This window comes from Nonomuraea sp. NPDC003201, from assembly GCF_053590415.1.
Genome location: NZ_JBSFTC010000290.1, coordinates 1 through 13677, shown reverse-complemented (window position 1 = coordinate 13677; position 13677 = coordinate 1). Strand labels below are relative to the sequence as shown.

Below are 13677 nucleotides of genomic sequence, written 5' to 3'. Positions count from 1 at the left end.
GGTTACATTCCGAACCCGGAAGTTAAGCTTCTCTGCGCCGATGGTACTGCACTCGGGAGGGTGTGGGAGAGTAGGTCGCCGCCGGACAATCTTTGGAGGGGGTTCGACGCCTTGGGCGTCGGACCCCCTTTTTTTGTGTGCTGTGCCGGCTGTGGTGGGAGCTGTGAGGCGTTCCCTCGCGCGGCCGGCTGCCCGCCCGCACCCGACGGGCCCAGGACGCGTGTCCACGCGCCTGACGCGTCGGCTCCAGGCGCCGCATTCTCATACGTATGCCGTCGCGCCCATCCACCCCACTGTGCATCGGCCCGCACCCCGCACCGAATTCGCCTGCCGGCTCCGTCGTCTCCTCGGTCTGCGCCCCGCACCGAATTCCCTTGCCGGCTCCGTCGCCTCCTCGCTCTGCACCCCGCACCGAATTCCCTTGCCGGCTCCGTCGCCTCCGTTGAATAGAGGACGGGCGTCGGCCGGGCTCGGTAGGCGACCACGGTCGAATAGAGGGCTGGCGTCATGCCGGCTCGGCGGGTGACCACAGAGGGTGACTTCGGCGGCGAGACGGAGTCGGCGCGGGCGAATTGGCGGGGCTCTGCGTGGTTCATCCCGATGACTACTCTCTGCATCCGCCCACGAGTAACCGGAGAGCCCAGCAGGCAGCGCGCCGCGCGATTAGGCTGGAAAACCTTGGCTGGTGAAGGCGTCGACAGTGGAGAGGCGCACGTGACCGTTGGCGGGCGGTGGTCGGATATCCAGATGCAAGCGGGCTGCAAGCTGTACAAAATGGAATTAGGGCTGGGCGTGTCGCGTGGCGAATGCGGAATCGTCGGTTACCGTCCAATGTGTAGGGACGTGCCGATTACGGTGAGTTCCTGAGGAAAGGACAAGCCGATGGGGGCAGTGCGCAAGGTGGTGAGCTACCTTGGCCTGAGCGGGGTCGATCACTACGACGAAGGCTATGACGACGACGAGAACTACGAGGACGAGTACGTCCCCGCGACCGAGCGGGCCGCCAGGCGGTGGCGCGCGAACGTCGACTCGTCACGAATCGTGATGGTCCAGCCGCTCAAGTACAACGACGCGCCGTTGATCGGCCAGCACTTCCGTGACGGACAGACGGTAATCATGGACGTCTCGGGCATGGCTATGCCTGAGGCGACGAGGATGGTCGACTTCGCCGCCGGGCTGGCCTATGGGTGCGAAGGGCGGATCGAGCGCATCGCCGACCGCGTCTTCCTGCTCGCGCCGGCGCACGTGGAGATCGAGACCACCTGAGTGTGGTAACCGGGCCGCTGGGCCGTGGTCGGCGCGCAGAGGCGGGCTGCGCTGACCACGACCGCCCGGCGGGGTCGAGCCGGTGGCCGGGTGAGGAGGGCGGATCGTCGATGCGCCACCGACCTGGGCCATTCAGGCAGGCCGCCAGCGAGTCGCAGTCCGCTGGCCCCTGGGCGGGTTCCCGATGACGACCGGCCCTCTGAACAGCCCAGATGTGGTCCACTGATCAGTGTGCGCTTCCTGACAGACCACCCGTCCACGACACTCCGCCTGGACGGCCGCCGGAGCCGATTACCGTACGTGTTCGCCCCGTTTGCCGAGGGCCCGATGCCCGTGCGTGTCCAATCCGGCCACTATAGGCCCGATGGCTGTGAGAGGCCGCCTTGTTGGCCGCGGGGCCGATGCCCTTGAGGGCCAATCCGGTGGCCGAGTAGTCCGATGGCCGTCAGTGTCCAGTGAGTTGGGTGTGGGGTTGTTGGACGTAAGTCACCAGGCCGTTGGCCGAGTGGACCGGCGGTCGCAAACGTCCTGTTCGCATCGTCGAGCGGCCGACATCCGCATGCGCCTTGTCCGTTCGTCGAGCGGCTGACGATCCGCAAGCGTCCTGTCCGTATCTCGTGCGGCCGACGGTCATAAGCGCCCTGCCCGTTCGCCAAGCGGCTGACGACCGCGAGCGTCCTGTCGGTTTCTCACGCGGCCGACAACCATAAGCGCCTTGCCCATACGTCAGGCAGCCGATGAGCGGCAGCGTTTAGCCCGCGTCTCACGCGCGCCGATGAGCGGGAGCGTCCGGCCCGCGTCTCACCCGCGCCGATGAGCGGGAGCGTCCGGCCCGCGTCTCACGGGCGCTGACGAGCGTAACGTTCAGTCCGGTGGCCGTGAGTGAGCCGACTGAGTGGGGAGTGGGTCAGCTGGCGCGGGGGCCGCGGCGGATGAGGCGGGTCAGTTCGGCTGCGTCCTCCGTGGCCTGCTTGGCGCGCTCGTCCGCCTCCCTGGCGTACGCGTGCAGGGCCCACACCGCCCCCTCCGCCAGCTCCTTCAGCTCGCTGACCTGGGCGGCGACGTACCGGCCGTCGGCTTCGACGAGCTTGCGGCGCTGCCAGAGCTGCCACCCGGCCAGGCCGATCATGGCCACCGCGGCGGCGGCGAACAGGCGGCTGGAGATGACCGCCCCGACGAGGCAGGCGATGCCGGCCACGATCAGGACCATGGCCGCCCACGGACGGGGGCGGGGCATGACGCCGTCCTCGACGAGCGCGGCCTCGGCGGCGGCCAGCGACGACGCCTCCGGGCCCTCCGGGCGCAGGTGGATGCGGTGGCCGAGAAGGGCGACGGTGAGCGTGGTGGGCGGCGCGAGGCGGCTGTCGGCTTCGAGCTCCTCGGCCACGCCGCGCAGGATCGGCCCCGCCACGTGCAGGGCGATCGCCGCCAGGTGCGGGTCGGAGCCGGGGCGGAGGTCTTCGAGCAGGTACGAGTTGAGCGAGGCCATCGGGCCGGCCGGGCCGCCGACGCCGATCAGGAAGCGCAGGATGGCGAGCGGCTCGTCCTCCTCCCAGCTGGAGGCCGGGCTGCCGGAGCTGTTGTCGAGCGAGATGGCGGTGTCCTGGTCGGCCTGCCGCGTCGAGGTGATCTCGGCGCACCGCCCGCGCAGTCTCGCGAGGCGGGCGGCCGCCATGGCGGGTCTGGCCAGTTCGGGGATCTCGGCCATTTCCGGGAAGTCGACCAGCGATGGCGGCACCACGACCGACGGCTCGCCCGGCACCAGCGCCTGCACCCATTGCTCCGGGTCGGCGTGTTCCTGGACGGCCAGGGCATCGAGTTTGCGCAGCACGAAGATCTTGCCGGCGGGGCCGTACGCCCCCCGGGCGGCGGCCAGCCAGAGCGAGCGCTGGCCGTGGGAGACCGGCCGGTCGAGTGAGAGCTCGCCGAAGGCGGTGCCGAGCCAGGAGGCGTGGATGCGGCTGCCCTGCCCGGACACCGCCAGGGCCAGGCAGAGGAAGAGCGCGGTCTGCTGCTGGTCACGCCCGGCGGCCCTGCTCAGCGGCTCCAGCGGGTCGTCGCCCGCGAGGATGGCGACCAGCGCTTCGATGGCCGGGGGCAGCCAATAGCCGGGTATATCGCGAAAACCTGGTGCGGCGGGAGGCGCGGCGCCCTTGGCGGCGAGGTGAGCGAGCAGCGCCTCAGCGTAGCGATGCAACTCCGTAGCCGCTGGGGGGCTCGCAGTAAGGTCCGTGCTCAAGGCAGAGAACTCCCCCATTTCGGCCTCAATTCATGACCGCGTAAAGCCTAGCCGTTCGGGCGCGCCAACCAGGTGAAGGCGCGCCCACGGCGGATCTGCGGGCTTTGAGCCAACTGCCAGTTACATACGCTCGGGAACGGGGACACCCAGTAGGTTGAGCCCCTTCTCCAGAACGTCCAGGACCAGCTTGCACAGGGCCAGCCGGTGTTGCCTGGTCTCCGGGTCGACGCCTTCCTTGGTCACCGGGCACTCATCGTAGAACGTGCTGAAGAGGCTGGCGGTCTGGAACAGGAAGTTGCACAGCCGGTGTGGCTCGGACGTGGCGGTGACCTGGGAGACCAGCTCGCCGAATCCGAGCAGCTGGAGGCCCAGCGCGCGCTCGGCCGGTGCGGCCAGCACGATGGGGCCCGTCGCGTCGGCCGGAGCCATCTCCGCCTTGCGGAAGATGGAGCGGATCCTGGCGGTGGCGTACTGCATGTAGGGGCCGGTGTTGCCGGTGAAGCTGATCATGCGGTCGAAGTCGAGGACGTACTCGCTGTCGTGACTGACCGACAAATCGGCATATTTCACCGCACCCATGCCGACGGCGTGCGCGATCTCCTGCGTGGTGGCCTCGTCGTAGCCCCGGTCGGCGATGGCCGCCGTCGCCCGGTCGACGGCCTCCTGGAGCAGGTCCATGAGCTTGACGGACTCGCCGGAGCGGGTCTTGAACCGGCGCCCGTCCTTGCCCAGCATCATGCCGATCTGGACGTGCTCGGCCGAGACCGAGTCGGGCAGCCAGCCCGCCAGCCGCGCGCCTGCGAACACCATCCGGAAGTGCAGCGCCTGCTCGTTGCCCACGACGTAGAGGATGCGCTCGGCCTTCAGGTCGTGGACGCGGTAGCGGATCGCCGCCATGTCGGTGGTGGCGTAGCCGTACCCGCCGTCGCTCTTCCTGATGATCAGCGGCAGCGGCTTGTCGTCGGAGCCGGTGAAGCCGGGCGGGAACACGCAGAGCGCGCCGTCGCTGATCACCGCCGTCCCGGCCGCCTCGAGGTCGTCGCACGTCTTCTGGAGCATGGGGTTGTACATGCTCTCGCCGGCGAGGTCGGCATCGGTCAGCGTCACGCCGAGCAGCTGGTAGACCTTGTTGAAGTAGCGGACGGTGGCTTCCATGAACACGTGCCACAGCCGCATCGTCTCGGTGTCGCCCGACTGCAGCGTGGTCACCCGCACCCGGGCGCGCTGCCTGAAGTCGTCGTCGGAGTCGAACTTCGCCCGCGCCGCCTGGTAGAACTCCGTGCCCTGGCCGGCCTCCAGCTGCGCGACCGCGGCCTCCTCGCCGATCTCGAGCAGGTGCTCGATGAGCATGCCGAACGGCGTGCCCCAGTCGCCCAGGTGGTTCTGCCTGATCACGGTGTTGCCGAGGTGCTCGTGCAGGCGGGCCAGCGAGTCGCCCACGATCGTGGTGCGCAGGTGGCCGACGTGCATCTCCTTGGCCGCGTTGGGCGCGGAGTAGTCGATCACCACGGTCTGCGACGGCGTGATCGTGCCGACGCCGAGCCGCGGGTCGGCCAGCATCCGCGTCGCCTCGGACTCGATCCACGAGCCGTCGAGGGTGATGTTGAGGAATCCGGGGCCGCTGACCTCGATCGTGCCGGGGAAGTCGGACAGCTCCGTCCTGATCGCCTCGGCGACCTCCCGCGGCGCCCGTCGCAGTCGCTTGGCCAGGCTCATCGCGACGTTCGCCTGGAAGTCGGCGAACTGGGAGGGCCGGATCAGCGGATCTGCGTCGGCGTGCTCAGAGCCGAACGCGCGGGCCAGCGCCTGCTGGACGCGCTCGGTGAGCATTATCTGCGGGTCGGTCATGTTCTTAGGGTACCGGCGACCTTGACAGCGACGCTTATCATTACTGCCGCCACGATCGAGATGCCGACGGCGGTCAGATCGTTGCTGAGGTCGCCGGGTTCGAGGGCGAAGAAGTGCCGTACGAACGGGATCGTCAACCCGATCGCGAACGCCGCCGCCATCGAGGCGACCAGCGCGATCCGCCACCAGTTGAGCGGCCTGGCGATCAGCACGAGCACCCACCAGGTGGTGAGGAAGAGCGTGATCACCGCCGACGTCTGATCCTCGACGAGCGTGGACGTGCCGCTGTGTGCGGCCCAGAACGACAGCAGCACCGCCGCCGCGCACAACACCCCCGCGGGTACGGCGAAGCGCAGCACCCTGGGGACGAACCCCGGCTTCGAGCGCTCGAACGTTGGCGCGAGCGCGAGGAAGAGCGCGGGGACGCCGATGGTCAGGGCGTTCGTCAGGGTGGAGTGGCGGGGCGCGAACGGGAACATGACCCCGGCCACGCCGACCAGCAGCGACAGCACGATCGCGTAGAACGTCTTGGTGAGGAAGAGGTTGGAGACGCGTTCGATGTTGGCCAGCACCCGGCGTCCCTCGCCCACGACGTGCGGCAGCGTGGCGAACTTGTCGTCGAGCAGCACCACCTGCGCGACCGCCTTGGTGGCCGGGCTGCCCGCGCCCATCGCGATGCCCAGGTCGGCGTCCTTCAGCGCGAGCACGTCGTTGACGCCGTCGCCCGTCATGGCCACGGTGTGGCCCCTGGCCTGGAGCGCGGTGACGAACTGCCGCTTCTGCCGGGGGCTGACGCGGCCGAACACGGTGTGGGAGTCGAGCAGCTCGCCCAGCTTGGCCTCGTCGTCGTAGGGGAGGTCGCGGGCGTCGATCGAACGGTGCGCGTCCGGGATCTCGAGGCCGGTGGCGATGGCGGAGACCGCGGTGGGGTTGTCGCCGGAGATGATCTTGACCGTGACGCCCTGCTTGGCGAAGTAACGGAGGGTTTCCTGGGCATCGGGTCTGACGCGCTGCTTGAGCGTGACAAGCGCCACCGCCTCGATCCCCGCGTCGTCCGCCTCGACGCCTGCCCCGTCCGCCTCGATTTCCACGCCGTCCGCCTCGACGCCTGTCCTGTCAGCCTCGATGGGCGTCCTGTCCGGCTCGGTGCGTGCCTCGGCCGCCTGAGGTGCGGGCAGGGTGCGGGCGCGGCCCAGGACGAGCACGCGGGCGCCGGTGGCGGCCAGGTCGGCGGCCCGGTCGTAGGCGTCCCCGCCGCCGAGCAGCACGTCCGGCGCTCCCAGCACCCACGCGCCCCGCTCGCCGAAGTGGGCACCGCTCCATTTACGCGCTGACGAGAACGGCACCGTCTCACCGGCCGTCCACCCGCCCCGGGCGCTCTGGTAGCGGGCCCGGATGGCCTGGGCAGTGGCGTTCGGCGAGTGGTCGAGGTGGGCCAGGGCGGCCAGCGCGTCCTCGACCGGGTGGCCGTCGCGCAGGGGCAGCACCTGGTCGAGGTCCATGCCGCCGGCGGTGAGCGTGCCCGTCTTGTCCAGGCACAGTACGTCCACCCTGGCCAGGCCCTCGATCGCGGGCAGCTCCTGGACCAGGCACTTGCGCCGGCCCAGCCGTACGACGCCGACGGCGAACGCGATCGAGGTCATCAGCACCAGCCCCTCGGGGATCATGGTGACGATGCCCGCGACCGCGCCGGTGATCGCGGTGCCGAAGTCGGCGGAGTGCTTGAGCTGGCTGTAGATCAGCAGGGCGCCGATCGGGATGACCAGCCAGGTGATGTACTTGATGAAGTTCGCCACGCCCTCGCGCAGCTCGGAATGGGCGAGGTGGAACTGGCTCGCCTCTTCCGCGAGCTTCACCGCGTACGCGTCGGTGCCGACCCGCGTGGCCACGAACGCGCCCGCGCCCGCCACGGCGAAGCCGCCTGACAGGACCTCGTCCCCGGGCTGCTTGTGCACCGGGTCGGCCTCGCCGGTCAGCAGTGACTCGTCCACCTCCAGGCCGTCGGACTCGATGACCTCGCCGTCCACCAGCAGGCGGTCGCCGGGGCCGAGCAGGATCAGGTCGCCTAAGACCACCTGGCGGGGCTGGACCAGCCGTTCTTCGCCGTCCCGCCGGACCCGTACGGGCGCCTCGTTGATCACCGCGAGCTTGTCGAGCGTGCGCTTGGCGCGGAGCTCCTGGACGATGCCGATCAGCACGTTGGCCACGATGACCAGGCCGAACAGGCTGTCCTGCCACTCACCGAAGATCAGGACCAGCGCCCAGAGCACGCCGATGACGAGGTTGAACAGGGTGAAGACGTTCGCCCTGACGATCGCGCTCAGCGACCTGCTCGACCGCCGCGGCACGTGGTTGGGCTTCGCCCCCACCACCTGCGCCGAAGTGAGTCCGTTGGCCACTGTGGAGAGCCGGTCCACATAACCCCCTGTTTCTGTGGATCGGTCACACCCTACGGCGTCACCACAATCTGTGGGAGCGAGGCGTGGTGGCCGTCTTGTCGCCGATGCGGGCCACGATTCCGGCCGAGGACAGGTCGGCCGCGAGCTTGCAGGCCGCGCTGATCCCGTCGGCCCTGGACGAGCCGTGGGCGATCACGACGGTGCCGTTCAGGCCGAGCAGCACGGCGCCGCCGTACGCCTCGGGGTCGAGGCGGCGGCGCAGCTCGCGGATGCGCGAGCGCTGCATCGCGGCGCCCAGCCTGGCCAGCCTGCTGTCGGTGACGGCCGCCCTGAGCTCGGAGAACGCGTAGCGGACCGCGCCTTCCATGGTCTTCAGCGCCACGTTCCCGGTGAACCCGTCGGTGGTGATCACGTCCACCTTGCCGGTCAGCAGGTCGTGTCCCTCGACGTTCCCCTCGAACCGGAGGCCGGGGGAGGCCAGCAGCAGCTCGTGGGCGCGCTTGACGAGCTTGTTGCCCTTCTCGGCCTCGCTGCCGATCGTGAGCAGGCCGACCCGGGGCGTCTCGATGCCGTACGCGAGCTCGGCGTAGGCCGTCCCCAGCTGGGCGAACTGCACCAGCATTTCCGGCTTGACCTCGGCGTTGGCGCCCGCGTCTATGAGCACGGTGGGGTTGGGGAGGGTGGGGATGGGGACCGCTATGGCCGGTCTCAGCACGCCTTGCTGGCCTTTGAGCCGCAGCCGGCCGGTGGCCACGATGCCCGCCGTCGAGCCCGCGGACACGACCGCGCCGGCGTCGCCGCGGCGTACGAGATGGCAGGCGACGGCGATGCTCGAGCGGGGCCGGCGCAGGCTCGCCAGCGCGCCCTCGTCCATCGCCAGGGCCTCCTCGGCCCGTACGATCGGGACCTCTTTGGTGGCGTCGTGGTCGGCGAGCGACTCGTAGAGCACGCGGGGCGAGCCGACGAGCACGACGGACAGGCCGCGCTCCCGCACGGCGTGCACCGCTCCCGCCACGATCTCGTGGGGTGCGTGGTCGCCGCCCATGGCGTCGATCGCGATGGGCCTGCTGTCGGACAATGATCACCTCGTACGGCATCGAGCCCGCCGCCACGGCTTGACCGGAACGCGGGCTCGGTATGTCCGCATCGTAGGCAAGGCAGGTGCCAGGTTAACCGGCGGGTAGGCCCTGTTGGTTCCCCCGAGGGCGCCTTCCAGTCTCGCTGACCACCCCACCTGCTCCCCACACCGTCACCCCGGTCGCTCGGATCACCCCCGGCGCCCACCGTGACCGCTTCGGACTTGCCGCATCCGGGCTCGGCGCTTGCGGCATCCGGGGCGGGGTTCGCCGCGCTGAGCTCCGGCGTCTGCGGCGCCTGCCGCACCGGGCTCCGGCGCCTGGGGCGGGCTTGCCGCACCGGTCCAGGCGTCTGTGGGCGTCGGGGCGGGGTCTGTGGCATCGGGGCCCGGCGTCTGCGGCGGTTTCGCGCGACCGCCCCGGCCGCGACCCCCGGGCCCGCGAAGGCGTGGCCTACGACCGCCAGGTTCGCGAAAACGCGGTGTACGGCCGAGGGGCCCGCTGAACCACGGTGTACGACCGCCGGGTCCACGAGGGGGCGGTGTGCGACCGTCGGGGCCCGTGGGACGGACGGCGGTGGGACGGTGTCGCTGCCGGGCCGGGACGGGCGTTGTCGGGCGAACGGGAAACGGGCTCCCCGAGACGCCGGCTCAGTGGAGGTTCCAGTCGTCCTTCCCGCGCGACACGATCACCTTGGAGAACTTCGACGCCCCCGTGACCCGGATCAGCGGCCCGTCGGCCTGCGAGCCGCCCGTCACGCTGCGCTTGCCGAACATGGAGCTGCCCTCGTCGATCACGTGCGCGTTGTCGGGAACGCGCACGATCAGCTTGCTGAACCAGGCGTTCGTCTCGATGGTGATCTCGCGGCCGGGCAGCACCGCGTCCGAGAGGTCGATGATGAGCGCCCCGAACCGGGCGGACAGCCGGGTGTTGCGGGAGGCCACCCACCGCCCCTTGCGGACGATCTTGCTGAACTTCGAGTCGATGACCTGCTGCTCGATGGCGGCGGGGACGTTTGACGCGGACACCTCGGGCAGATCCCGGGTGAGGGGGACGAGTTCGCCCACCGTCTTCGCCGCGTAGGCGACGTCCAGGCGGTCGGCGTGCTCGACGCTGGTGAGTCTTCCTGTGGCGAGGGCCTCTGACAGGACCGCGGCCACGCGGTCGCGGTCGGCGTCTGAGGCCCGCTGGTCAGGGTCATGGATCACGAGAAATCAGTGTATGCCTATTCGCGATATGTCGCGAGTGCCCACAAACCTCAAGGAAAACTTGGAGTCCAGCGGAACCGCTGACGTGCCTGACAGCGTCCGGGTATTAAGAACCGTAGACGCGCGACAAGGTCGTGAGGTTTACACGCGATCGAACAAAAAAGATGGGAACGGCCTAGTGATCTTGAACCAAGCTGGCACGCGACGCTTCAAGGCGTATACGTCCAAGCACCTTGACGAGCTATTGAAGCGTGCGGGGCTCGGCGACGATGAGCGGCTGAAGGTCCGCGCCGTCGCCACCGTGCTGCCGTTCCGGACCAACGCCTACGTCGTCGATGAACTCATAGATTGGTCGGCCGCACCCGACGACCCGATATACCGGCTCGTCTTCCCGCAGGAGGACATGCTTCCCGCGGCCGACGTCGCCCGGCTGGCGGACCTGCTCAAGGCCGAGGCGCCGAACGTCGAGATCCAGGCGGAGGCGAACCGGGTACGCGCACAGCTCAACCCGCACCCCGCCGGCCAGAAGGAGCTCAACGTCCCGAGGATGGGCGACGAGCCGGTGCCCGGCATGCAGCACAAGTATCAAGAGACCGTGCTGTTCTTCCCCAAGCAAGGGCAGACCTGTCACGCGTACTGCACGTACTGCTTCAGATGGGCGCAGTTCGTCGGGGACGCGGACCTGAAGTTCGCCTCCGACGACATCGACCAGATGGTGGCCTACATTCGCCAGCATCCCGAGGTCACCAGCGTCCTGATCACCGGCGGCGACGCGATGATCATGGGTGAGACCGTCATCAGGCGATATATCGAGCCCTTGTTGGATCTGGAGCAGCTCGAGTCCATCAGGATCGGCACCAAGGCGCTGGCCTACTGGCCGCAGCGCTTCACCACCGACCCTGACGCCGACGCCACGCTCGGGCTGTTCGAGGAGGTGGTGAACGCGGGCAAGAACCTCGCGTTCATGGCGCACTTCTCGCACCCGCGCGAGCTGGAGTCGCCGCTGGTCGAGTCGGCGGTCAAGCGCATCCTCGGCAGCGGGGCCACCATCAGGACCCAGGCGCCGCTGATCAGGTCGATCAACGACGACCCGGCCGTGTGGTCGCACATGTGGCGGCGGCAACACCAGATGGGGATGATTCCGTATTACATGTTCATCGAGCGTGACACCGGGCCCCAGGACTACTTCGCGGTGCCGCTGGCGCGCGCGTACGAGGTCTTCAGAGACGCGTACTCGACCGTCTCGGGGCTCTGCCGCACGGTCCGCGGGCCGTCGATGTCGGCCACGCCGGGCAAGGTGTGCGTCGACGGCGTCACCGAGATCGCGGGCGAGCAGGTGTTCATGCTCCACTTCATCCAGGCGCGCGACCCCTCAATCGTGGGGCGGCCGTTCTTCGCGCGCTACGACCCGTCGGCGGTCTGGCTGACGGATCTGCGCCCGGCCTTCGCCGAACGTTTCCCGTTCGAGCCCGCCGACGCGCTGCTGCCCGTCTGACCGGTCGCCCGCGCCCACGCGACCGAAAAACCGCCCCCGCGGCCCGTGACATTTGTTTTCGCGACCCTTTGTTCACGGGCCGCCGGGGACGTAAATTTCCCAGGATCCGCTCCAAGTTTTCGTGTACGCGATCCAAAGCTTCCCCGTACGCGATCCGAACCGACGCGCTCGTGATGCCGAACCGGGCGCGCGCAATATTGGAAACTAGACCAGTCTATTTCCCGTTTTGTCTCCCCGCTCAACGCTCTCCCTTTACTCGGTAACCGGCCTGCAAACCCCTGCTACATGGGCTTTCATGCGCCTGCGGCCGATCACCGCGAGTGGTAGAACTGCTGGCGTAGCTCAGCCGTGACGGCACGCTTCGTGTGGTGCCCATAGCGCGCCCGCCACGGCTTTCGGGGGTTATCGATTCGCATTTCCACCGCATTCGAGAGCGATCGATCACGAGCCGGGAAGGCAATCATGAATCGAGTAGTCAAGGCGGCTGTCGCCGTCACAGTATTCGGCCTGGCGGCGGCTTTGGCCGTGCCGGCACAAGCAGAAGTCGGGAACAACGGCGTCAGGAGCGACGGGGGCGGCACCAACAGCCCGCTCGACAGCCTGCTGGGCGGCGGCCTGCTGAACGACGGCCTGCTGAGCGGGCTGATCGGCGGCGGCCAGCTGAACGGGCTGCTGGGCGGCGGCCTTCAGGGCAAGTCCGCGGCACAGCCCAGCCGTCCGATGACGGACGTCGAGCGGGACATCGCAGCAGAGAACCGGCAGAGGTACTCCACCACGCCGAACGCGGCCGAGGACGTCACCAACTTCGGCGGTCCGCTGCCGGAGCTGTCGCCGATCGTCGGCGGGTTCTCGCTCGGCGGCGGGGGCCTGACCGAGTCCCTGCCCGTGCCCGTCCTGTCGGGGGCGGCACGCATGGCACAGCCCGTCGCGACCTCGGTGAAGTCCGGCAAGCAGGGCGGCGGCCAGGTCGTGAGCGAGGGAGACACCCTGCGCGGCGCATACGACGCGACGACGGGCCTGCTCAACACGTCCTTCGGCGACGCGATGAACAAGCTGAACAACAACAGCGTGCTGCCGGGCACCGGATCCAGCCTGCTGAACACCAGCGCGGCCACGGCCAAGACCATGAGCGGCACCAGCAAGGGCGTCGAGACCCTGTCGGCCGAGTCGATCGTGGCCGGCCTCGGCGAGGCGGCCCGGCGGGCCCTGCCGCACGCCGCGAGCGGCCGGCTGTCGCCGATGATCGGCCAGGTCGCGCCGGTCGAGATGGCTCCGGTCATCGAGGCGCTGCCCAGCACCGCGCAGGCCGCCTCCATGGACGAGCTCACGCCGCTCGTCGAGGACACCTCGGGCGTCGTGTCCGCCAACGGCACCAAGGCCACCGGCACCTACGGTGACGTGCTGACCGCGCTCGGATGGTCCACCGACTCGCTGACGAGCTCGGTGCGGGACTCCTGGATTCGCGACTAGACGCGATCGAGGCGCCGTAGAGCGGCGGCTCGCCGAGGGCCGGGATGACGGTTCGCGGGCGTCCGAGGTGCCGACGCCCATGAACCGGCCGTACCGGCTGCGAAGCGGTCCCGTTCGCGCGCTTCAGCTGTTCCCTGAACGGCGTGTTCCCTTTCCCGGGCCGGACGGCTGCCGGCGCTCTGGCGCGGCAGGTCCGGTGTCGTCGCCGCGACGTGGCGCGTCGCGTGCCGATGTGCTGGAAGGGCGGTCCGCGTGCCGCCCGTTCCCGCCCGGCAGGCCCGGTGCCGTCACTCTGGTGCGGTAGGTCGGCGGGGGCTGACTGGGAACACCGGCGCTCCGGCAGGCCGGCAGGGGGCTGACTGGGGACGTTCTCGCACCGACGCGGCAGGCCGGCGGGGCGCTCACAGGTGCCGAGCGCCGACGGCACTGGCGCGCGTGGGTGGCGAGACCCCGCGCAAGCGGGCAGATCTCATGACGGGCCTGGGCGGACGCGCCCACGCCCTGGCTCGCGCAGCGCGCCGCCACTGCAGGGCAGCGGCGTCGCACGAGCCCGGCCCCCCCCCCCCTCTCCGGGGGGGGGCGGGCGGGTGGTTGTTGGGGGGGCGGGGGCGGGGAAAACCCCCACAGTAGGGCGGAGGACCGGGGGCGCCCCGGCCCCAGGCGCCCACCCCCCGGT

Annotated in this window: 8 protein-coding genes and 1 rRNA gene; 4 read left to right on the top strand and 5 right to left on the bottom strand. The window is 69.6% G+C overall.

The window, feature by feature from the left end; translation table 11 throughout:
* Window positions 1–87: ribosomal RNA gene (gene rrf / locus ACWDX9_RS50055) — 5S ribosomal RNA — on the top strand; the annotation flags it as partial.
* A 795-nt stretch (window positions 88–882) separates the two neighbouring features.
* Window positions 883–1266 carry a cell division protein SepF gene (locus tag ACWDX9_RS50050; RefSeq protein ID WP_350742559.1) on the top strand — a complete coding sequence of 128 codons (384 nt, stop codon included), beginning with the start codon at window positions 883–885 and terminating at the stop codon, window positions 1264–1266.
* 907 nt (window positions 1267–2173) lie between these two features.
* Here ACWDX9_RS50050 and ACWDX9_RS50045 read toward each other — a convergent pair.
* The 5 genes from ACWDX9_RS50045 to ACWDX9_RS50025 form a co-directional block, all read right to left on the bottom strand.
* A complete protein-coding gene (locus tag ACWDX9_RS50045; RefSeq protein WP_449968350.1) occupies window positions 2174–3463 on the bottom strand; it encodes a hypothetical protein in 1290 nt (429 codons plus the stop codon).
* Window positions 3464–3625: 162 nt separating this feature from the next.
* Window positions 3626–5353 (bottom strand): arginine--tRNA ligase, encoded by a 1728-nt coding sequence (gene argS, locus ACWDX9_RS50040; protein WP_449968347.1) that lies wholly within the window; start codon window positions 5351–5353, stop codon window positions 3626–3628.
* Window positions 5350–7752: an HAD-IC family P-type ATPase gene (locus tag ACWDX9_RS50035; RefSeq protein WP_449968344.1), complete on the bottom strand. Its 2403-nt coding sequence runs from the start codon at window positions 7750–7752 to the stop codon at window positions 5350–5352. Before ACWDX9_RS50035 ends, argS begins: the two co-directional genes overlap by 4 nt.
* A gap of 58 nt (window positions 7753–7810) precedes the next feature.
* Window positions 7811–8830 (bottom strand): phosphate acyltransferase PlsX, encoded by a 1020-nt coding sequence (gene plsX, locus ACWDX9_RS50030; RefSeq protein ID WP_449968342.1) that lies wholly within the window; start codon window positions 8828–8830, stop codon window positions 7811–7813.
* A 648-nt stretch (window positions 8831–9478) separates the two neighbouring features.
* Entirely contained in the window at window positions 9479–10036 is a 558-nt protein-coding gene (locus ACWDX9_RS50025) for a DUF1707 SHOCT-like domain-containing protein (RefSeq protein ID WP_363985631.1), read from the bottom strand.
* A 178-nt stretch (window positions 10037–10214) separates the two neighbouring features.
* On the opposite strand from ACWDX9_RS50025, the gene ACWDX9_RS50020 reads away from it, so the two are divergent.
* Window positions 10215–11531, top strand: a complete 1317-nt coding sequence (locus ACWDX9_RS50020; protein ID WP_449968339.1) for a KamA family radical SAM protein — start codon at window positions 10215–10217, stop codon at window positions 11529–11531.
* 462 nt (window positions 11532–11993) lie between these two features.
* Complete coding sequence (locus ACWDX9_RS50015) at window positions 11994–13001, top strand: hypothetical protein (protein ID WP_363985635.1); 1008 nt, start codon at window positions 11994–11996, stop codon at window positions 12999–13001.
* Window positions 13002–13677 lie beyond the last annotated feature (676 nt).